Source organism: Stenotrophomonas nitritireducens, from assembly GCF_050984405.1.
GTDB lineage: Bacteria > Pseudomonadota > Gammaproteobacteria > Xanthomonadales > Xanthomonadaceae > Stenotrophomonas > Stenotrophomonas nitritireducens_B.
On record NZ_CP158790.1, the window covers coordinates 3,003,837 to 3,024,974 of the forward strand.

17 protein-coding genes, 1 tRNA gene, 1 other RNA gene and 1 pseudogene are annotated in these 21,138 nt (G+C 68.3%); 5 read left to right on the top strand and 15 right to left on the bottom strand.

Annotation, left to right across the window (positions count from 1 at the left end):
* Positions 1 to 6 precede the first annotated feature (6 nt).
* Together dnaK and grpE are read right to left on the bottom strand one after the other, a co-directional pair.
* A complete protein-coding gene (gene dnaK / locus ABTV91_RS13370; RefSeq protein WP_433851871.1) occupies positions 7 to 1,929 on the bottom strand; it encodes a molecular chaperone DnaK in 1,923 nt (640 codons plus the stop codon).
* A gap of 141 nt (positions 1,930 to 2,070) precedes the next feature.
* Positions 2,071 to 2,586, bottom strand: coding sequence for a nucleotide exchange factor GrpE (gene grpE / locus ABTV91_RS13375; protein ID WP_433851872.1), 516 nt, complete (start codon positions 2,584 to 2,586; stop codon positions 2,071 to 2,073).
* A 185-nt stretch (positions 2,587 to 2,771) separates the two neighbouring features.
* Here grpE and recN point away from each other — a divergent pair, with 185 nt between their 5' ends.
* Entirely contained in the window at positions 2,772 to 4,436 is a 1,665-nt protein-coding gene (gene recN / locus ABTV91_RS13380; RefSeq protein WP_433851873.1) for a DNA repair protein RecN, read from the top strand.
* A 253-nt stretch (positions 4,437 to 4,689) separates the two neighbouring features.
* On the opposite strand, the gene fur is transcribed toward recN, so the two are convergent.
* Entirely contained in the window at positions 4,690 to 5,097 is a 408-nt protein-coding gene (fur, locus tag ABTV91_RS13385; protein WP_433854183.1) for a ferric iron uptake transcriptional regulator, read from the bottom strand.
* Between the two features lie 104 nt (positions 5,098 to 5,201).
* On the opposite strand from fur, the gene ABTV91_RS13390 reads away from it, so the two are divergent.
* Entirely contained in the window at positions 5,202 to 5,597 is a 396-nt protein-coding gene (locus ABTV91_RS13390) for an outer membrane protein assembly factor BamE (RefSeq protein ID WP_433851874.1), read from the top strand.
* 19 nt (positions 5,598 to 5,616) lie between these two features.
* Here the strand turns inward: ABTV91_RS13390 and ABTV91_RS13395 are convergent, their stop codons facing one another.
* Both ABTV91_RS13395 and ABTV91_RS13400 read right to left on the bottom strand, forming a co-directional pair.
* On the bottom strand, positions 5,617 to 5,874 hold the full coding sequence (locus ABTV91_RS13395; protein ID WP_433851875.1) for an RnfH family protein: 258 nt from the start codon (positions 5,872 to 5,874) through the stop codon (positions 5,617 to 5,619).
* Between the two features lie 2 nt (positions 5,875 to 5,876).
* The gene (locus tag ABTV91_RS13400; RefSeq protein ID WP_433851876.1) at positions 5,877 to 6,305 is read right to left on the bottom strand and encodes a type II toxin-antitoxin system RatA family toxin; all 429 of its coding nucleotides are present in this window, start codon (positions 6,303 to 6,305) and stop codon (positions 5,877 to 5,879) included.
* A 52-nt stretch (positions 6,306 to 6,357) separates the two neighbouring features.
* Here ABTV91_RS13400 and smpB point away from each other — a divergent pair, with 52 nt between their 5' ends.
* Positions 6,358 to 6,861 carry an SsrA-binding protein SmpB gene (gene smpB, locus ABTV91_RS13405; protein WP_054666626.1) on the top strand — a complete coding sequence of 168 codons (504 nt, stop codon included), beginning with the start codon at positions 6,358 to 6,360 and terminating at the stop codon, positions 6,859 to 6,861.
* A gap of 887 nt (positions 6,862 to 7,748) precedes the next feature.
* Here the strand turns inward: smpB and ssrA are convergent.
* From ssrA to ABTV91_RS13455, 10 genes and pseudogenes are all read right to left on the bottom strand, one after another.
* Positions 7,749 to 8,102, bottom strand: a transfer-messenger RNA (tmRNA) gene (gene ssrA / locus ABTV91_RS13410).
* Positions 8,103 to 8,332: 230 nt separating this feature from the next.
* Positions 8,333 to 8,425: transfer RNA gene (locus tag ABTV91_RS13415), tRNA-Ser, on the bottom strand.
* A 74-nt stretch (positions 8,426 to 8,499) separates the two neighbouring features.
* Positions 8,500 to 8,703 carry a carbon storage regulator CsrA gene (gene csrA / locus ABTV91_RS13420; RefSeq protein WP_054656818.1) on the bottom strand — a complete coding sequence of 68 codons (204 nt, stop codon included), beginning with the start codon at positions 8,701 to 8,703 and terminating at the stop codon, positions 8,500 to 8,502.
* A 139-nt stretch (positions 8,704 to 8,842) separates the two neighbouring features.
* Positions 8,843 to 11,494 carry an alanine--tRNA ligase gene (gene alaS, locus ABTV91_RS13425; protein WP_433851877.1) on the bottom strand — a complete coding sequence of 884 codons (2,652 nt, stop codon included), beginning with the start codon at positions 11,492 to 11,494 and terminating at the stop codon, positions 8,843 to 8,845.
* A gap of 98 nt (positions 11,495 to 11,592) precedes the next feature.
* Positions 11,593 to 12,084: a recombination regulator RecX gene (gene recX / locus ABTV91_RS13430; protein WP_433851878.1), complete on the bottom strand. Its 492-nt coding sequence runs from the start codon at positions 12,082 to 12,084 to the stop codon at positions 11,593 to 11,595.
* A gap of 144 nt (positions 12,085 to 12,228) precedes the next feature.
* Entirely contained in the window at positions 12,229 to 13,263 is a 1,035-nt protein-coding gene (recA, locus tag ABTV91_RS13435) for a recombinase RecA (protein WP_433851879.1), read from the bottom strand.
* Between the two features lie 183 nt (positions 13,264 to 13,446).
* A complete protein-coding gene (lexA, locus tag ABTV91_RS13440; RefSeq protein WP_433851880.1) occupies positions 13,447 to 14,097 on the bottom strand; it encodes a transcriptional repressor LexA in 651 nt (216 codons plus the stop codon).
* Between the two features lie 132 nt (positions 14,098 to 14,229).
* Positions 14,230 to 15,909, bottom strand: a complete 1,680-nt coding sequence (gene ubiB / locus ABTV91_RS13445; RefSeq protein ID WP_433851881.1) for a 2-polyprenylphenol 6-hydroxylase — start codon at positions 15,907 to 15,909, stop codon at positions 14,230 to 14,232.
* A gap of 37 nt (positions 15,910 to 15,946) precedes the next feature.
* Positions 15,947 to 16,444: a CinA family protein gene (locus ABTV91_RS13450; protein WP_433851882.1), complete on the bottom strand. Its 498-nt coding sequence runs from the start codon at positions 16,442 to 16,444 to the stop codon at positions 15,947 to 15,949.
* An 80-nt stretch (positions 16,445 to 16,524) separates the two neighbouring features.
* Positions 16,525 to 18,109, bottom strand: a pseudogene (locus ABTV91_RS13455) (transglycosylase SLT domain-containing protein).
* A 121-nt stretch (positions 18,110 to 18,230) separates the two neighbouring features.
* On the opposite strand from ABTV91_RS13455, the gene ABTV91_RS13460 reads away from it, so the two are divergent.
* Entirely contained in the window at positions 18,231 to 19,736 is a 1,506-nt protein-coding gene (locus tag ABTV91_RS13460) for a helicase HerA-like domain-containing protein (RefSeq protein ID WP_433851883.1), read from the top strand.
* Between the two features lie 76 nt (positions 19,737 to 19,812).
* The gene (locus tag ABTV91_RS13465; RefSeq protein ID WP_433851884.1) at positions 19,813 to 21,105 is read left to right on the top strand and encodes a hypothetical protein; all 1,293 of its coding nucleotides are present in this window, start codon (positions 19,813 to 19,815) and stop codon (positions 21,103 to 21,105) included.
* Positions 21,106 to 21,138: the final 33 nt, after the last annotated feature.

A 21,138-nucleotide genomic window follows, 5' to 3' on the forward strand; every position in this document is an offset into this window, starting at 1 on the left:
TGGACATCAGGACTTCTTGTCGTCCTTGACCTCGGTGAACTCGGCATCGACCACGTCGTCATGCGAAGGACCGGCCGCGCCCGCGTCCGGGGCCGGGCCGCCCTGCTCGCCGGCCGAAGCGGCGGCGTACAGCGACTGGCCGGCTTCCTCCAGCGCCTTGGACTTCGCTTCGATCTGCGCCTTGTCGTCGCCCTTCATCGCGGTTTCCAGGTCGGCCAGAGCCGCTTCCACCTTGCCGATGACATCGCCGCCGACCTTGCTGCCGTGCTCGGTGATGGCGCTGCGGGTGGCGTGGATCAGGCCGTCGGCCTGGTTGCGGGCCTGCACCAGTTCCTGGAACTTCTTGTCTTCCTCGCGGTGCGCCTCGGCGTCGGCCACCATGCGGTTGATCTCGTCCTCGGACAGGCCCGAACCGGCCTTGATCTCGACCTTCTGTTCCTTGTTGGTCTTCTTGTCCTTGGCCGACACATGCAGGATGCCGTTGGCGTCGATGTCGAAGGACACTTCCACCTGCGGCAGGCCGCGCGGCGCCGGCTCGATGCCGGTCAGGTCGAACTTGGCCAGCGACTTGTTGTAGCGGGCCTGCTCGCGCTCGCCCTGCAGCACGTGCACGGTCACGGCCGACTGGTTGTCCTCGGCGGTGGAGAACACCTGCGAGGCCTTGGTCGGGATGGTGGTGTTCTTCTCGATGATCTTGGTGAACACGCCGCCCAGGGTTTCGATGCCCAGCGACAGCGGGGTCACGTCCAGCAGCAGCACGTCCTTGACGTCGCCGCCCAGCACGCCGCCCTGGATCGCGGCGCCCAGCGCCACGGCCTCGTCCGGGTTGACGTCCTTGCGCGGCTCCTTGCCGAAGAACTCGCTGACCGCCTGCTGCACCTTCGGCATGCGGGTCTGGCCGCCGACCAGGATCACCTCGTTGATGTCGCTCGAGCGCAGGCCGGCATCGTTCAGCGCGGTGCGGCACGGCTCGATCGACTTCTTGATCAGGTCTTCCACCAGCGCTTCCAGCTTGGCGCGGGTCAGCTTGATGTTCAGGTGCTTCGGGCCCGACGCGTCGGCGGTGACGTACGGCAGGTTGACTTCGGTCTGCTGCGCGCTGGACAGCTCGATCTTGGCGCGCTCGGCCGCGTCCTTCAGGCGCTGCAGGGCCAGCGGGTCCTTGCGCAGGTCGATGCCCTGGTCCTTGTTGAACTCGTCCACCAGGTACTCGATGACGCGGTTGTCGAAGTCCTCGCCGCCGAGGAAGGTGTCGCCGTTGGTGGCCAGCACTTCGAACTGCTTCTCGCCGTCGACGTTGGCGATTTCAATGATCGACACGTCGAAGGTGCCGCCGCCCAGGTCGTAGACGACGATCTTGCGGTCCTTGTTGTCGCCCTTGTCCAGGCCGTAGGCCAGCGCGGCCGCGGTCGGCTCGTTGATGATGCGCTTGACGTCCAGGCCGGCGATGCGGCCGGCGTCCTTGGTCGCCTGGCGCTGGCTGTCGTTGAAGTACGCCGGTACGGTGATGACCGCCTCGGAGACCTTCTCGCCAAGGAAGTCCTCGGCGGTCTTCTTCATCTTCTCCAGCACCTTGGCCGAGATTTCCTGCGGCGCCATCTTGCGGCCGTCGCTGGTCTGCACCCAGGCGTCGCCGTTGTCGTGGGCCAGGATGCCGTACGGCACGTGGGCGATGTCCTTCTGCACCTCGCCGTCGGTGAACTTGCGGCCGATCAGGCGCTTCACCGCGTAGAAGGTGTTCTTCGGATTGGTGACGGCCTGGCGCTTGGCCGAGGCGCCCACCAGCACTTCGCCGTCCTTGGTGTAGGCGACGATGGAAGGCGTGGTGCGGTCGCCTTCCGAGTTTTCGATGACGCGGGCCTTGCCGCCGTCCATGATCGCCACGCACGAGTTGGTGGTGCCGAGGTCGATACCAATGATCTTGCCCATGGGGGACTCCTGAGGATTCGTGTGCCGGCAGCCGCCGGGTATGAACGGGATGTGGGGGATGGCCGGATGACATTCAAGCCATCCCCGGAACGCTGTTTGCCGGCGGCCGCCCGCGTTAAGGCGGCGGCCAGCCAGCCGGGGTCAGTCGACCCGGGCCACCACCACCAGCGCCGGCCGCAGCAGGCGCTCGTTGAGCAGGTAGCCCTTCTGGAACACGGTCACCACCGCGCCCGGGGCCACGCCGGCCGGGGCGTCGACCTGGCTGATGGCCTGGTGGTGTTCCGGGTTGAAGGGCTGGCCGACCGGGTCGAGCAGGGTCAGGCCGTTGTCGGCGGCGACCTTGAGCAGCTGCTTGTAGGTCAGCTCCAGCCCTTCGCGCAGCGGGCTGGGCTCGCTGCCGGCCGCCGTCAGCCCGGCGTCCAGGCTGTCGAACACCGGCAGCAGTTCGCCCAGCAGCTTCTCGTTGGCGAACCTGCGCGCCTGTTCGATGTCGCGCGCCACGCGCTTGCGCTGGTTCTCCAGGTCGGCGCGCTCGCGCAGCGACTCGCCCTTGAGCTGCTCGATCTCGGCGCGCAGCGCCTGGAGCTGGGCGTCCTGCGCCTCGGCCGCGCCGCCGCTGCTGTTCTCGGTCTCGAATTCGGGGTGGTCTTGGTTCATTTCCGGTTCCCTGGCGGTCGTTCTGCCGCCTGCCTGCTCCCCGTATGTGGGCTGCCCCCCGGGTTTCAAGGTTCAGACTCATCCCCTGCGACCGGCACGCATTAATGTGCCGCGCCAGGCGCCATTCCCGGATTGACCTGCCGCATGCGCATGCTAGTTTTGCGCGGCCCCATCCTCTGCCGACCATGCTCAGACATCTCTCGATCAAGGATTTCGCCGTCGTCCGCGCCACCGAACTGGAGTTCGGGCCGGGCATGACCGTGGTTTCCGGCGAAACCGGCGCCGGCAAGTCGCTGATGGTCGACGCCCTGGGCTTCCTGTCCGGGCTGCGCGCCGACAGCGGCGTGGTGCGCCACGGCGCCGGCCGGGCCGAGCTTTCGGCCGAATTCGACCTCGCCGGGGACGCCCCCGCACGCCGCTGGCTGCGCGACAACGAACTCGACGACGAGGACCAGTGCCAGCTGCGCCGGGTGATCCGCGCCGACGGCGGCTCGCGCGCCTTCATCAACGGCCGCCCGGTACCGGTGTCGCAGCTGGCCGAACTGGCCGCCTTCCTGGTCGAGATCCATGGCCAGCACGACCAGCAGGCGCTGTTGTCGCGCCCCAGCCAGCTGGCCCTGCTGGACGCCTACGCCCGCAACGAGGCCGAACGCGCCGCGGTGCGCGCCGCCAGCGGCCAGTGGCAGGCACTGATCGACGAGCGCGAAGCGCTGTCGCAGCAGGGCGACGTGTCCGACCGCATCGCCTTCCTCGAACACCAGCTCGGCGAGCTGCAGCGCGAGGACCTGGAGCCGGTGGCGGTGGCGGCATTGACCGCCAGCCACCGCCGCCAGGCGCATTCCACCGCGCTGATCGAAGCCTGCCAGTACGCCGGCAACGCGCTCAACGGCGACGAGGGCCCCGCCCTGCTCGGCCTGCTGCAGCAGGTGCGGCACGAGCTGTCGCGGGTCAGCCAGCACGACACGCGGCTGGGCGAGATCGACGGCATGCTCGACGCGGCCGGCATCCAGCTGCACGAAGCGCTGGCCCAGCTGGACCGGGTGCAGGACGACCTGGACAGCGATCCGGACGCCTTCGAGGAGATCGAGCGCCGCCTCGGCCGCCTGCACGACCTGGCGCGCAAGCATCGTGTGCCCATGGAGGAACTGGCCGCCACCCGCGACCGCATCGAGGCGGAGCTGGAACAGCTGCGCGGCGCCGACGAGCGCCTGTCGCGGCTGGCCGGCGAGATCGACAGGGCCGCCACGCACTGGCAGGCGCAGGCTGCCACCCTCACCACCAGCCGCGCCACCGCAGCCAGCGCGCTGTCGGATACCACCACCGCGCTGATCGGCGAGCTGGGCATGGGCGGCGGCCAGTTCCTGATCGAACTGGAACCCCAGCCGCAGCCGCGTCCGGACCCCAACGGCGCCGAACGGGTCGAATTCCTGGTCGCCGCCAATGCCGGGCAACCCCCGCGCGCGCTGCGCAAGGTCGCCTCCGGCGGCGAACTCTCGCGCATCTCGCTGGCCATCGAAGTAGCCGCGCTGGGCCTGGATGCCGTACCGACCATGGTGTTCGACGAGGTCGATTCGGGCATCGGCGGCGCCGTGGCCGACATCGTCGGCAAGAAGCTGCGCGCCCTGGGCGAGCGCCGCCAGGTGCTGTGCGTGACCCACCTGCCGCAGGTCGCCTCCAAGGGCCACGCCCATTACCGGGTCAGCAAGGCCCCGGTGGAAGGCATGACCCAGAGCGCGGTGGAACTGCTCGACGCCAAGGGCCGCGAAGAGGAACTGGCACGCATGCTGGGCGGCGCCGAGGTCAGCAAGGAAGCCCGCGCCGCCGCCCGCAAGCTGCTGACCGAGGTCTGAAACGCGCCTTGCGGGCTTCGCACGCGGCGTGCGGGCCGCTGGCGCGGTCCTGAACATGATCGGGCGGGGAGAAGGCAAGCCAAGCCTTGCTTCCGGATAGCGTGAGGGCTTCGCCTCTGACCTCATCCGGCGCTTGGCGCATCTCCTGCCGAAGGGATTCGAGCCGGCGCGCCCAAGCGGCTTGAGCTCCCCCGAAAACGAAAACACCGGCCCAAGGCCGGTGTCCTGCTGCCCGCCGGCAACGAGCCCGACCTCAGCGCCGCTTCTTGCGCACGTACAGCACCAGCGAGTGCTCTTCCAGCTCGTAGCCGTGATCGGCCGCGATCTTCTTCTGCAGCTCTTCGATCTCGCGGCTCTCGAACTCGATGATCTTGCCGGTATCCACGTCCACCATGTGGTCGTGGTGGCCGCCACGGTCCAGTTCATAGACCGCCTGCCCGCCTTCGAAATTGTGCTTGAGCACCAGGCCGGCCGCCTCGAACTGGGTCAGGACCCGGTAGACCGTCGCCAGCCCGATCTCGTCGCCGCAATCGAGCAGCTGCCGGTAGATGTCCTCGGCGGTCAGGTGGTGGTGGGGGGTGTTCTGCTCGAGCAGCGCCAGGATGCGCATCCGCGGATGCGTCACCTTCAGGCCGACTTTGCGCAGGTCGTTGGATTCCATGGCCATCGTGTTCATTGGCGGTTTAACGCCAGTTGCCTCCGGTCAGATCGCGCTGGGTGCCGGGGAGTGTATCATCGCCGGGATTTCCTCAATCGTCTGTCCCAATGCGCAACCTCCTGCTGATCGCCGTTGTCGCCCTGTCCACCACCGGCTGCGGCATCATCTACAAGCAGCCCATCTACCAGGGCAACCTGCTGCAAGAAAAGTCCGTGGCGCAGCTGCAGGCCGGCCAGAGCAAGCAGCAGGTCAACGCGCTGCTGGGAACGCCGTCCATTCCCGATCCGTTCCATGCCCAGCGCTGGGACTACACCTCCAGCCAGCGCGTGAACCGGCTGGGCAAGACCGAGGTGAAGAACTTCACGGTGTTCTTCGAGAACGACCGCGTCACCCGCTGGGAAGGCGACTACTTCCCCAACCAGGATGCGGAACTGGCCCAGAAGAGCGTGCGCCAGTTCGGCCGCAACCTGGCCAAGGACAAGAAGAAACGCGGCGGCCGCTGAGTCCAGCCCCACGCACCGATCAATCGCCGCCGCGCGCCCGCCGGCGGCGATTTTCTTTGGGGTCGGCCAGCAGCGGCCTGAGCAGTTCGATGCGGTCGCCGTCGTGCAGCATTTGCTGCGGACGCGCCAGCACGCCGTGCACGGCCACGGCGACCGATTCGCCGCCAGCATCCAGCGCCGCCGCTTCCACCGCCTCGGCGACGGTGCACCCGTCGGGCAGTACCAGCTCACGGCGCAGATAGCGCTCCGGCCAGGCCAGCACCACCTCCACGCGCACGCTCAGCCCCCCTGCTCGGCCACGCGCACGAAATCGTTGACCATACGGTCGGCCAATCCCTGGAAACCCAGCGCCAGCGCTGGCCCAAGCAGGCGCGAGGTGGGCTCGAACTCGAGCTCGAGGCTCACCTTGCAGGCCACGTCGGACAAGGGCTGGAACTGCCAGCGCCCATGCAGGCGCTTGAACGGGCCATCCTTCAGCTGCATGTCGATGCTGCCCGGGCGCCGCAGCGCGTTCTCGGTCATGAACCAGGTGCGGAACGAGCCCAGCCCCAGGTCCAGGCGGGCCACCAGGCGCTCGGGCCCCTCCTCCAGGATCTGCGCCGCCTCGCACCAGCGGAAACGTCGCGGATAGGCGGCGACGTCGTTGACCAGGTCGAACATGCGCTCGGCCGGTTGTTCGACCAGGGCACTGCGGCGGATGGTAGGCATGCGGAATACGGACGGATGTTCGGAAGGCCTCCGAATCGGAGACAATACGGAAATGAGCAAGAAACCCGGTAAGGATAAAGCAAAGAACGCGCAGGCCGACAAAACCATCGCGCTCAACAAGCGCGCGCGCCACGAATACCACCTGGAAGAGCGCTTCGAAGCCGGGCTGGTGCTGCAGGGCTGGGAGATCAAGGCCATCCGCGCCGGGCGCGGCAACATGACCGACGCCTACGCCTACGTGAAGGACGGCGAGATTTTCCTGATCGGCGCGCAGATCACCCCGCTGATCCAGGCCTCCACCCACACCGTTCCCGAGGACCGCCGCCAGCGCAAGCTGCTGCTGCACCGACGCGAGATCGACAAGCTCATCGGGCGGGTCGAGCGCGACGGCTACACCCTGGTGCCGACCGCGATGTACTGGAGCAAGAACCGCATCAAGCTGGAAATCGCGCTGGCCAAGGGCAAGCAGGCCCACGACAAGCGCGACGCCGCCAAGGACCGCGACTGGGCCCGCGAGAAGCAGCGCGCCCTGCGCGCCCACAACCGCAACGCCTGAGTGAAGCGGCGGGTTCGCCCGCCTTCACGGATTCCGCACAGGCGCTGACCGAACGTCTGCGCCCTGCTGCAGGAACGAGTTCATGCCGCGGCCGGACGACGACGAACCACTGGCCGGCGAGCGCGCAGTCGTGACGATCAACATGGGCGCGCAATGCTGGAAGGCACTCCGTTCGGCAAGGGCATTCTGCAGCGCTGGGCGCCACGCCTGTCCAGCAAGGCATGCAGCGTCGAAAGCTGCACCATTACGAGAAGCCGCCAGCACCACGGCCACATCACCCGCACTCCAGCGCCGCGCCTCCGCTATCGCGCCAGGAGGCAACAGCACCCGCAATTCGGCATCTTCCAGGTGAAACGGCTACCTTCCGGAGGCACGGGAGAAAGCTGATGACGTGAGCCGCAAGCCCGTCATGTGCATCCGGTAATGATGGCTGTCCGTCCGCCCCCTCGCACCCTACGCGCCTGCAACGCCCCTGCCATCGATGAGGGCAGTCGCCGCACCCGCTGGATGGCGCCAGCGAGGCCGCAGCAGGCAGCAGCGGGAGCACCACCAGCGTCCGCACAACCCAAGCCAACGCAGCGCGGCCATGCAGGCCTGCACGCAACACCCGCTACAAAGACCACATAGGCAGCCCCATGAAGCGCCATCGCACGCCTGCAGAAGACCTGCCCCGCCTGTGGCGGTCAATTCATTCCAGGCGAACACAAAGCGCCCCTTCAAGGCGCGCCCTCACAGAGCGCAATAGCGATGGCGGGTGGTAGACGTGCCGCAGAATGGCATCAGCACCACCAAACCTCCCGCATCAGTCGGCACACCGCCGATTGAAAGTGCAGCCCTTGCATCCAGACAAAAGAAAAGCCCAGCCGGTGAAGGCTGGGCTTTATAGATGGTGGAGGTGGGCGGAATTGAACCGCCGTCCGAAGGCACTCCATCCCCGGCACTACATGCTTAGCTCGCCGTTGTATCTCGCCCCGGAACAGCACGGCGCGCAAAGCGCATCCCGGAGCCAGCCCGCTTTATCTAGCTTGGAGCTGGCGGGCAGCCACCCCATGCGATTCCGTGATGATGACCCTACGCAGCGAGCACGGACACAAGCTGTTTCGGGGCTTAGGCCTTAAGCGGCCAGAGCGTAGTTGTCGTCGTTGGCAACTATGAGTTTTGCAGCTGGATTTACGAGGAAAGCTACCCCCTCGGCATGCGCCAAGCGACTTCACAACCCCCGTCGAAACCAGTGCACCCCCGATTTCTTCAAGAATCTTCAGTCTTCATCGTCCAGAGCCGCAAAGCGGTCCAAGCGATGCTCGACATCAATCATGTTACGCGATGCGGGGCGATGCGTCATCTCCGCGCGGCATGCTGGACATCCCGCAGTCATACGCCATGGTCGAGCAGCGACGCAGAACCAGGCCCCAGCCATACCCCTGAAACGAAAAACGCCCGCAAACTTGGGAGTCTGCAGACGTCTTTCAACTGGCGGAGTGAGAGGGATTCGAACCCTCGATAGAGCTTTTGACCCTATACTCCCTTAGCAGGGGAGCCCCTTCGGCCTCTCGGGCATCACTCCGTTTTCTTTCGCCCTGCCGCGTGTTCCGTGGCAGGGCGCGAAGAATACCGTTTAACGGGGTGAAAGGTAAACCCTTATTCGGAAGTTTCTTCGCTTCCCGATGCAGCCGGCTCGTCGCCGCGCTGGATGCGCTGGAAAATTTCCTCGCGGTGCACCGCCACGTCCTTCGGGGCGGTGATACCGATACGGACCTGGTTGCCCTTGACGCCGAGCACGGTCACGCTGACCGAGTCACCAATCATCAGGGTTTCGCCTACACGGCGAGTCAGGATCAACATTGTGCGAATCTCCATGGAACCGGTGGGGGCTTCCCACCGGCATTGGCGCGCTGGATACCTGCGCCCCACGACAAAGGGAAAAGACCCCCAATGTTAACGGCAGGGCGCCGGCGCCTTCAAGGCGCACGACTGTCTGCGTTCATGCCAGGTGAGGCTTTACCCATTCCGGCACGCCCTCGAGCGCAGCGACCAGCCTGGGACCGTCTTCACCACCACCCTGCGCGAGATCGGGACGACCGCCGCCCTTGCCCCCGATCTGACCGGCCACGTGCGACAGCAGTTCCCCGGCCTTGACCTTGCCCATTGCCGAGCCGTTCACACCGGCCACCAGGGACGCCTTGCCGTCCTGGGTGCCGGCCAGCAGGATCACCGCATCGCCCAGCTGCTGCTTGAGCCGGTCCATCGCATCGCGCAGGGCCCTGGCATCGAAGCCCTCCAGGCGGGCTGCCAGCACCTTCACGCCGCCGATCTCGACCGCGGAGGCGCCCAGGTCGGCGGTCGCGCCGGAAGCAAGCTTGGCTTTCAGCGCTTCCAGCTCGCGCTCGAGCTTCTTCTGGCGTTCGCCGAGCTGGCGGATCTTCTCGACCACGTCGGTCGCGGCGCCGCCCAGCAGGCTCGCAGCCTCGGCCAGGCGGGCCTCTTCGGCATCCACGTGGTCCAGAGCGCCCTGCCCCGTCACCGCCTCGATGCGGCGCACGCCGGAGGAGACGCCGCCTTCGGAAGTAATCTTGAACAGGCCGATGTCGCCGGTGCGCGACACATGGGTACCACCGCACAGCTCGGTGGAATACTCGCCCATCTTCAGCACGCGCACGTTCTCGCCGTACTTCTCGCCGAACAGCGCCATCGCGCCGAAGTCCAGCGCCTCCTGCATGCCCATGTGGTGCACTTCGGCGGCATTGTTGGCGCGTACCTGCTCGTTGACCTTGCGCTCGATGACCGCCAGTTCGTCCGCGCTGATCGGCTGGAAATGCGAGAAATCGAAGCGCAGGCGGTCCGGCGCCACCAGCGAGCCCTTCTGCTGCACGTGGGTGCCGAGCACTTCGCGCAGGGCGGCGTGCAGCAAGTGGGTGGCGGAGTGGTTGAGGATGGTGGCGCTGCGGCGGGCAGTGTCGATCGCGCCGGACAGCACGTCGCCGAGCTTGATCGCCCCCTGCTTCACGGTGCCGACATGGCCATGGAACTGGCCGGCGAACTTCTGCGTGTCGGTAACCGCGACGTCCGCGCCGTTGCCGGACAGCGCGCCGGTGTCGCCGACCTGGCCGCCCGATTCGGCGTAGAACGGGGTCCTGTCGGTGAACAGGATCACCTCGTCGCCGGCCTGCACGGCATCCACCGGGCGGCCGTCCTTGAGCAGCGCGACCACCTTCAGGCCGCCGGCCTGCAGCTGGTCATAGCCCAGGAAGGCGGTCGGCGACAGTGTGGCGACCAGTTCGGCCGGCAGCTGCACGCCGCCCCCGAACTTGCCGGCGGCACGCGCCATCTCGCGCTGGTGCTCCATGGCGGTATCGAAACCGGCCATGTCCACCGTCATGCCACGCTCGCGGGCGATGTCGGCAGTCAGGTCGACCGGGAAGCCGTAGGTGTCGTACAGGCGGAAGGCATCGGCGCCGGGAATGACGCCGTCGCCAACCTTGGCCGCGACGTCGTCGAAGATCTTCATGCCGGCATCCAGCGTCTCGGCGAAGCGCTCCTCTTCGGCCAGCAGCGCCTTCTGCACGGTGGCGGCAGCGGCCGGCAGTTCAGGGTAGGCCTCGCCCATCAACTCGACCAGGGTCGGCACCAGCTTGTGGAAGAACGGCTGACGCACGCCCAGCATCCAGCCATGGCGCAGGGCGCGGCGGATGATCCGGCGCAGCACGTAGCCACGCCCCTCGTTGGACGGCAGCACGCCGTCGACGATCAGGAAGGAACAGGCGCGGATGTGGTCGGCGATCACGCGCAGCGACTTGTTTTCCAGGTCGGCGGTGCCGGTCAGCTCGGCGGCCTTGCGGATCAGCGCCTGGAACAGGTCGATCTCGTAGTTGGTGTGCACGTGCTGCAGGATCGCCGCCAGGCGCTCCAGGCCCATGCCGGTATCCACGCATGGAGCCGGCAGCGGCACCAGGGTACCGTCGGGCTGGCGGTCGAACTGCATGAACACCAGGTTCCAGATTTCGATGAAGCGGTCGCCATCCTCGTCCGGCGAGCCTGGGGGACCACCCGCGATGTGCTCGCCGTGGTCGAAGAAAATCTCGGTGCACGGACCGCATGGGCCGGTGTCGGCCATCTGCCAGAAATTGTCGGAGGCGTACGGCGCGCCCTTGTTGTCGCCGATGCGCACGATGCGGTCTTCCGGCACGCCGATCATGTCGCGCCACAGCGCGTAGGCCTCGTCGTCGTTGTGGTAGACGGTGACCAGCAGGCGCTCGGCCGGCAGCTTCCAGACCTGGGTCAGCAGCTCCCAGGCCCAAGCGATGGCGTCCTTCTTGAAATAATCGCCGAAGGACCAGTTGCCCAGCATTTCGAAGAAGGTGTGGTGGCGGGCGGTATAGCCGACCGAATCGAGGTCGTTGTGCTTGCCGCCGGCGCGCAGGCAGCGCTGGACGTCGGCCGCGCGCACATAGCTGCGCTTCTCCGCGCCCAGGAACACATCCTTGAACTGCACCATGCCGGAGTTGGTGAACAGCAGGGTCGGGTCGTTGCCCGGCACCAGCGGCGCCGACGGCACGATGGTGTGGCCCTTCCCCTTGAAGAATTCGAGGAAGTCGGCGCGGATCTGTGAGGTGGTGAACTTTACGGGTGTATTCATGAGGACTGGCGATAGGCGGGCTGGCGGCAGCCGGCTCCCCACGCGGCGCGTGGATCCGGGACGGCCGAAACCCTGAAAGGGTATCAGGCCCGGTCCATTCAGTCCTCAGGGTCGTAGCGGGTGGCACCGCGGATGCAGCTCCCGTCGAAACCCCGCCGGGCCAGCATGTCCGCCGCCTTGCGCCGCTGGGTCAGGTCCTGGGGCCCATCCGGACCGAATCGCCGGCAGACCAGCTCCCGGGCCAGCTCCATCCAGTCGCCCTCGAAAGTGGCCATCGCAGCCTCGATCCGTTCGCTGTCCAGGCCATGGGTACCCAGCTCGGCACGGATATGCAGGGGACCGTACCCGCTTCCGGTCCGGTTGCGCACCAAAGCCTCGGCGAACCGGGTGTCGTCCTGCCAGCCCTCTTCGGCCAGCTTCGCCACTGCGGCGTCGACTTCGTCGGCATCGACGCCCCGGGCCTTGAGCTTGCGCCCAAGTTCCTTGCGTGAATGCTCCCGCCGCACCAGCAGCCCCAGGGCGCGCTGCAGCGGCGTCTGTTCACGTGTCCGCCGGCTGCGACGGCCAGGCCGATCTTCGCTGTCGTTCATTGCGTTACCTGCCATCGCGCATGTGCGGGGCAAGCCCCGCCCCTACGCGTGCTGGCGCCCTGCTGCAGGGGGCCTTGTGCCTCTACAAAACCGCGGGGACGGGACGACGTCACTGACGATGCGCCGCCCGTCCCCGCGGGAAAATCATTCCTCGTCTTCGTCGTCACCCGCGTCGCGGGCAGCGTCGGCAGGCTGGAACTTCTCACGCAGCTCGGCCTCGAGCCTGGCCGCCACCTGCGGGTTGTCGCGCAGGTAACCACGGGCATTGTCCTTGCCCTGGCCGATACGCTCGTCGCCGTAGCTGTACCAGGCGCCAGCCTTCTCCACGAGCTTGGCATCCACGCCCATGTCGATCAGCTCGCCTTCGCGGCTGATGCCCTCGCCGTACAGGATCTCGGTGACGACCTGCTTGAACGGAGGCGCCAGCTTGTTCTTGACGACCTTGATCTTGGTCTGGTTGCCGATGATCTCGTCGCCCTTCTTGATCGCGCCGATGCGGCGGATGTCCAGGCGCACCGAGGCGTAGAACTTCAGCGCGTTGCCGCCCGTGGTGGTTTCCGGGCTCTGGCCCGGCATCATCACGCCGATCTTCATGCGCAGCTGGTTGATGAAGATGACCAGCGTGTTGGAGCGCTTGATGTTACCGGTCAGCTTGCGCAGCGCCTGGCTCATCAGGCGGGCCTGCAGGCCCGGCAGCTGGTCGCCCATCTCGCCCTCGATTTCGGCCTTGGGGGTCAGCGCGGCGACCGAGTCGATCACCAGGATGTCCACCGAGCCCGAACGCACCAGCATGTCGGCGATTTCCAGCGCCTGTTCGCCGGTATCCGGCTGCGACAGCAGCAGGTCGTCCACGTTCACGCCCAGCTTGGCGGCGTAGATCGGGTCCAGCGCGTGCTCGGCGTCGATGAAGGCGGCGGTGCCGCCCTGCTTCTGGCACTCGGCGATGGCCTGCAGGGTCAGGGTGGTCTTGCCCGAGGATTCGGGGCCGTAGATCTCGACCACGCGGCCCTTGGGCAGGCCGCCGATGCCCAGCGCGATATCCAGCATCAGCGAGCCGGTCGGGATGGCTTCGACGGGTTCGACCACGCGGTCGCCCATGCGCATCACCGAGCCCTTGCCGAACTGCTTTTCGATCTGGCCCAGCGCCGCGGCAAGTGCACGCTTCTTGTTATCGTCCATCGGGGTCTTCCTCGTCGTTGATGTCATGGATTTCGTCATGGGTCCACTGTAGCGGGGCCGTATCGCACAGGCTGAGACTGGTTGCGGCACGGCCAGATTATTGGGGCGGGAAGGATACCGGCAGCGGCCTTGCTTCCCATTACCCGTAGGAAAACCTCGCTCGGGCGCTGGGAGAAGCCACCGTCACCGGTTGGGGCGGAGCAGGCCGCAGTACAGCCCCTCGATGGCGAAATCCTGGTCCGGCAGGACTTCGATGGGGGCGTAGTCCGGGTTGCGCGGCAGCAGACGAATGCGATCCTTGCCCACCTTGAGCAGCTTCACCGTGATCTCGTCGTCGATGCGCGCCACCACGATCTGTCCGGAACGCGCGTCGCGGGTGCGGTGCACGCCGATCAGGTCGCCGTCGAAGATGCCCTCGTCGATCATCGAATCGCCCTGAACCTTCAGCAGGTAGTCCGGCGCGGGCGAGAAGAACACCTTGTCCAGCACCACGAAGTCGTCCGATCCCGACCCGATGTCCGCGCCGATGGGCAGGCCGGCAGCGACCCGCCCCAGCACCGGCAGGCGCAGCACCTGTTCCTCGGCCATCGCCCCTGCCGGCATGCCGGATTCGTCATCGCCGGCCGGCCGGACCAGACGGATGCCCCGTGCCCTGCCCGGCACGCGTTCGATGGCACCGGCCGCCTCCAGGGCATCGAGGTGGTATTGCGCCGAACGCACCCCCTTGAAGCCGAAGGCGCGGGCGATCTCGGTCTGCGAGGGTGGTACGCCCTCGCTGTCGATGCGCTCGGCGATCATCTGCAGGATCGCCTGCTGGGTCTGGGTCAGGTCCATGTTTAGTAGTATTACTACTAACAACCCTTATCGCAAGTACCCCCGGGATGGACCGAACGCCCAGCGGCCATGCTCATGTCTTCGAGGAAAAACAGGCAGGGCCGGCTTTACGGAAATACCGGCCGGACTCCGTCAAGGGCGCTTTCCGCTGCGCCAGATCGAGAACAGGATCCACACGCCGCACAGGCCTGCGCCGAGGAAGCCGGCCACGCCCAGCGCCAGCAGCCAGCGGTTGGCGCCGCTGCCGATGCTGTTCATGACGATGGACGAGCCGATGATCAGCGCGGCGGTGACGATGCCGACGGTGAGGCGGTTGGCGGCGCGGTTGACCTGGTCGCCGAAGCCTTTCAGCGCCGGGGTGTCCACCATCAGCTGCATGCGCCCGCGGCGGGCGGCCTGCAGCAGGCGGCGCAGGTCGCGCGGCAGGTCGCCGGCCAGGTCCAATGCGCCCAGCAGGCTGCGGCGGCTGCGCCGCAACACCGCCCGCGGCGCGTAGCGCCGGCGCATGATCCGCTCCAGGAACGGACGCGCCGCGCCGGCCATGTCGAAATCCGGGTCCAGCTGCCGCCCCATGCCCTCCAGGGTCAGGAAGGTCTTGATCATCAGCGCCAGGTCGGCCGGCAGGGTCAGGCCGTACTGCCGCAGCAATGAAGTCACGTCGCCCAGCATCAGGCCCACGCGCAGGTCCTTGAGCGGCACGCCGCGGTACTGGTCGACGAAGCTGCCCAGGTCCTGCTGCAGGCGCGATTCGTCCACGTCCACGCCGCCGGCCCATTCCAGCAGCACGTCGGTGACCGCCTCCGGGTCCTGCGACACCAGCCCGTGCAGCAGCCGCGCGACCTGGAAGCGGCGCTGCTCGGACAGCCGCCCGACCATGCCGAAATCGATGATGCCGATGCGGCCGTCGCGCATGTAGAAGATGTTGCCGGGGTGCGGATCGGCGTGGAAACAGCCGTCGTCGAGCACCATCTTGAGGACGATCGCCGCGCCGGTGTGGGCCAGCGCCGCGCGGTCCAGGCCGGCAGCGTCGACGGCGTCCAGGTCGCGCCCGGGGATGCCGTCGACGAAGTCCTGCACGTTGAGGCTCTCGCAGGTCCACTGCCAGTGCACGCGCGGGATCAGCACGTCCGGATGGCCGGCGAAGTTGCCGGCGATGCGCTCGGCGTTGCGGCATTCGGCGGCGAAATCCAGTTCGCGGCGCAGCGACTGGGTGAACTGCTGCACCACTTCGGAGGGCCGGTAGCGGCGCAGGTCGGGCAGGCGCGCCTCGATGATCTCGGCCAGCCGCGCCAGCAGGCGCAGGTCGGCTTCGACCACGTCGCGGATGCCGGGGCGGCGGATCTTCAGCACCACCGGCGTGCCGTCGTGCAGCCAGGCGCGGTGCGCCTGCGCCAGCGAGGCGGCGGCCATCGGCCGCTCCTCCAGCCGGGCGAAGGCCTGCTCCGGGGGCTCGCCCAGGTCGGCCTCGAGCTGCCCGCGCACCTGCGCGAACGACAGGGCCGGCACCGCGTTCTGCAGCTCGCTGAACTCGGCGATCCATTCCGGCGGGAACAGGTCCACGCGCGTGGCCAGCACCTGCCCCAGCTTGACGAAGGTGGGGCCAAGGTCCTCCATCGCGCGCCGCACCCGCACCGGCGCGGACATCCGCAGGATCTGGCCCGGATCGTTCCAGTGCAGCAGGCGACCGGCGCGCTGCAGGACATCGGCCATGCCGATGCGGCGCACGATATCGCCGAAGCCATGGCGGATCAGGACGGCGGCGATTTCCTGCAGCCGGCCCAGGTCGCGCACCGTGCCCAGCGCCTCCCACATCAGCCACGCCCTCCGCATCGGGACCGGTGGCCGCACATCACAGCAGGGCCTCCAGCCCCTCCAGCGCGCGCGCCACGGTCTGGCGCCGCACCGCGTCGCGGTCGCCGTCGAAATGGAACAGTTCGGCGTGCGTATAACCGCCGCGCCGCTTCCAGCCGATCCACACGGTGCCGACCGGCTTGTCGGTGCTGCCGCCGCCCGGCCCGGCGATGCCGGTGACCGCGACGGCGACGCTGGCGCCCGAGTGCACCAGCGCGCCGGACACCATCTCGATCACCGTCTCGCGGCTCACCGCGCCCTGGCTTTCCAGCGTCTGCGGGCGCACGCCCAGCAGCGCCTGCTTGGCCTCGTAGCTGTAGGCCACCATGCCGCAGTCGAACCAGTCCGAGGAACCGGCCACGCCGGTCATCGCCTTGGCGATCCAGCCGCCAGTGCAGCTCTCGGCGGTGACCACGCGGTCGCGCGCGGCGCGCAGGCGCTCGCCGATGCCGGCGGCAAGCCGCTCCAGTTCGAGATCGTCGGGCGTTGTGGCCATGTCGGCGCCTGCGAAAAACGGATGCCCGTTGTAACGCAAAACGCACGCGGCGGCGAAACCGCCGCTGCATCCGGCCCCGCTCAGCGGCGGCAGCCTTCCAGCTTCAGCGCCTGGCCCGGCTTGATCGCATAGGCCGGCGCGCGCAGGCCGTTGGCGCGCGCCAGCGCCGGCAGCTGGCACTGGAAAGCGCGTGGCGATGCGGCCGAGCGTATCGCCCTTGGCGACCTTGTAGCTGCGCGCGGCCGGACGCGGCGCGGGGCGCGAAGGCGCCACGGGCGCCGCCGGTGCGACGGTATCCGCCGACTGCATCGACTGCACGTCGCCCACCGCCACGTTGCCGGTATAGGCCGCGGCCTGCGGCCGCTTGATGGCGGCATTGAGGTCGGCGGTGATCAGCGCCCGCGCCAGGTCCGCGCGCGGCCCGCTGACGCATTGCCGGTTGTACAGGCCGGCGATGCGGGTGGTCGCGTTGATCGTGGTGCCGGCCGGAATCCAGCCATCGGCTTCGTAGCGCGGGTTGAGGTTGCGCAGCACGCGCATGTAGCCGTCGCGGGTACCGGCGCTGCCCAGGCAGATGGTCAGTTCGTAGATGGTGGTGGACTTGGCCAGCCGGATCGTCGCCGGCTGCGCGGCGACCTTCGGGAACTCGACGCCGTATTGCCGCGGGTGCAGGAAGATCCAGGCCGCGGCGATCACCATCGGCACGTAGTCCTTGGTCTCGCCGGGGAACTGGTTGTAGACCGAGTCGGTCCAGAAGCCCTGGCCCGCGCTCTGGTTGAACACCCGCAGCGCCCTGCCCTCGCCGCCGTTGTAGGCGGCCAGCGCCAGTTCGATGTTGCGGTTGAGCTGGCCCATGCGCTCGTTCATGTAGGCCGCGCTGGCCTCGGCGGCGCTGCGTGCGTCGAAACGGGTGTCGAAGCCGGTGCCGTCCGGGCCCAGGCCGAAACGGCGGCCGGTGGCGGGCATGAACTGCATCAGCCCGGCCGCGCCGGCGCGCGAGGAGGCGTGCACGCGGCCGTTGGATTCCTTGGCCATGATGCCGAACAGCAGCGCCTCGGGCAGGCCGCGCTTCTCCCACTCCGGCCACATCACCGCGCGCAGGTTCATGTAGTTCTCGTAGCTGGTCAGCAGCGCCGGGCGCATGTCGGTCAGCCAGCGGCGGATGCCGGCCTGGATCGCCGGGTTGTATTCGACCATCTCGTCGAAGGCGTGGCGGTGGTCGTTGAGCAGGGCCGCCGCGCGCGCCGCTTCGGGCACGTCGGCGACCAGCGGGCCGACATGGTCCGGGTCGGCCTCCAGCGTGTCGCCGGCCTCGTCGGCGGCATCGCCGGCGCTGTCGTCGGCGCGCTTCTTCAGCAACCGCTTGTAGGTGGCCAGCAGGGTGCCGACCTGGCAGCCCTTCTGGCCGATGCAGGCGTCGATCACGTCCTCCATGTCCTCCAGCGCCGCATCCCCCTCGGCGGTGCCCTTGGGGTCGGCATTGGCCACCAGCAGCAGCGCATCGGTATAGCGCTTCTCCGCCGCGGCCATGCGCTGTTCGATCACATCGACCTTGGCCTTGTCGCGGGCGGACACGCGCTGCGCGTGGGCGGAGGGGACGGCGATCAGCAGCGAGGCGGCGGCCAGCAGGGAGCAGCGCAGGACAGTCGGAACGGAAACGGGCATCAGCGGCGGTACAGGCGGAAAGGCTGGCAGGGTAGCCGCCTGCCTCGTGCGGCGGCAACCGGCACGATCAGGCGATACAGTCGGCCGTTAGAATCCCTCCACGTACCTCCGAGAGCACCCCATGGATCCCATCCTGATCGGCAAAGGCATCACCGACGACATCGCCGTCACCCTGCTCCCGTGCTTCGGCAACCGCCACGGCCTGGTGGCCGGCGCCACCGGCACCGGCAAGACGGTGACCCTGATGACCCTGGCCGAAGGCTTCTCGCGGCTGGGCGTGCCGGTGTTCCTGGCCGACGTGAAGGGCGACGTGGCCGGCCTGGCCGTGGCCGGCGACGGCAGCGAGAAGCTGGCCCAGCGTGCCGCCGAGATCGGCGTGGCCGGTTACGCCCCGGCCGCCAGCCCGGTGGTGTTCTGGGACCTGTACGGCCAGCTCGGCCACCCGGTGCGCACCACGGTCAGCGAGATGGGGCCGACCCTGCTGGCGCGCATCCTCGAGCTCAACGACACCCAGGCCGGCGTGCTGGACATCGTGTTCAAGCTAGCCGACGACCGCGGCCTGCTGCTGCTCGACCTGGACGACCTGCGCGCCCTGCTCAACCTGGTGGCCGAGGAACGCAAGGACGTGTCCACCGAATACGGCCTGGTCAGCGCGCCGTCGGTGGCGGCGATCCAGCGCGCGCTGCTGCGCCTGTCGCAGGACGGCGGCGAGAATTTCTTCGGCGAACCGGCGCTGGAACTGGCCGACATCATGCGCGTCAACCACGACGGCCGCGGCGTGGTCGGCATCCTCGCCGCCGCGCAGCTGATCCTCAAGCCGCGCCTGTACTCGACCTTCCTGCTGTGGCTGCTGTCCGAGCTGTTCGAGAAGCTGCCGGAAGTGGGCGACCTGGACAAGCCGAAGCTGGTCTTCATCTTCGACGAGGCGCACCTGCTGTTCGACGACGCCCCGGCCGCGCTGGTGCAGCGCATCGAACAGGTGGTGCGTCTGATCCGCTCCAAGGGCGTGGGCGTGTACTTCTGCTCGCAGTTCCCCGACGACGTGCCGGCCAACATCCTCGGCCAGCTCGGCAACCGCGTGCAGCACGCGCTGCGCGCCTTCACCCCGCGCGACCAGAAGGCGGTGAAGACCGCGGCCGAGACCTTCGTCCCCAACCCGAAGCTGGACGTGGTCGCCACGCTGTCGCAGTTGGGCACCGGCGAGGCGCTGGTCTCCACCCTGCAGGACAAGGGCGTGCCCTCGCCCGTGCAGAAGACGCTGGTGGCGCCGCCGCGCTGCCGCATGGGTTCGATCACCGACGCCGAACGCGCGCAGGTGCGCGCCGGCAGCCCGGTCGGCGGCCGCTACGACACCGCGGTCAACCGCGAATCGGCCGCGGAAATCCTGGCGCGGCGCGCGCAGCAGGCCGCCGAACAGGCCAAGGCGCCGGCCGCGCGCACCCGCGAGCAGGACGAGAGCCAGGAAGGCGGCTTCGGCCAGGCCATCAAGGACGCCATCTTCGGCACCAGGCGCCGCCAGGGCATGATCGAGACCATGGCCAAGCAGACCACGCGCACGGTCGGCACCAAGCTGGGCAACCAGATCGTGCGCGGCATCCTCGGCGGGATCTTCGGCGGCAAGCGCTGAGCGACGGTCGCGGGGCCGGCCGTTGCCGGCTCCACGTGCCTCCCCCACAATCGCGGCAGCACTCACGGGGGATGTCATGGAAGACCGCAAGCGCAACCGCACGCCCGCCTCGCCGCCGCAGCCGTTCTGGCACCGGCTGCGCGCCATCACCTTCTATCCGCTGCACGGGTCGGCGCTGTATTCGCTGGTCGCGCTGACCCTGTGCACCCTGCTGGGCCTGCTGCCGGGCATCGGCTGGATCCTCCACCTCGTCACCTGGGTGGCGATCTACCGCTACGCGTTCGAGATCCTGCGCGAGACCGCCCATGGCCGCATGCGTTCGCCCGAGCACACGCTGGGCAGCAGCGACGGCACCGTGGTCCGCCTTCTCGGCCTGATGATCCTGATGGGCCTGTTCGTGGTCGCGGCGGGGGTGTTCCTCGGCCCGGTCATCGGCCTGGTGGCGCTGGCGGCCGTGGTGTTCCTGCAGCCGGGCTGCGTGATCTCGCTGGCGCTGGACGGCAGCCTGCGCACCGCGGCCAACCCGGCCACCTCGATCACCCTGGCCGCGCGCATCGGCTGGCCCTACCTGGCCGCGTTCGGGCTGCTGTTCGTCATCCAGGCCAGCGCGCTGACCGCCGGCCGGTGGCTGCACGCCTGGATGCCGCCGGTGGTCGGCGAGCTCGCGTTGACCTTCTTCGCCGTCTGGGGGCTGTTCTCCGCATTCCACCTGCTCGGCTACCTGGTCTACCAGTACCACGTCGAACTCGGCTTCGAACCGGAAGGCGCCGCCGAGCCGCTGTCGCGCCACGATCCGGACCGCCCGCTGCTGGACGAAGCCGAACACTTCGTGCGCGAGGGCCATCCGGACGCGGCGATGGACACCCTGCGCGGCGCCATCCGCACCCGCGCGGTCGGCCTGCCGGTGCACGAGCTCTACCAGCGCCTGCTGCTGCGCGGCGGCGGCCCCGACGCGCTGCGCGAACATGGCCGCCAGTACATCAGCCGGCTGCTGATGGAAAAACAGGAACGCGCGGCGATGAACGTCCTGCGCGAAACCCTGGAACGCGATCCGGACTTCACCCCCGCCGAAACGCAGCAGGCCGAACTGCTGGCCGGGCGCGCCGGCATGGGCGGCCAGTTCCAGCTGCAGGTCGATGCCCTGCGCGCCATGCTGCGGGCCTGGCCGCGCGCCGCGCAGGCGCCGCACTGGGCGCTGCAGGCGGCGATGCTGCTGGGCGAACGCTACAACCGCGACGAGGAAGCGCTGCAGCTTCTGGACGAGGCGCTGGCACGCTGCGACGACGAGGAACAACGGCGCAGGCTCGATGCCGCACGCCGTGCCCTGCAGCCCCAGCCGCTCAACGAAACGGCGCGCGCGCCGTCGTAAGCGTCGCCGCATGGTCGCCGGCGGAGCGGATGC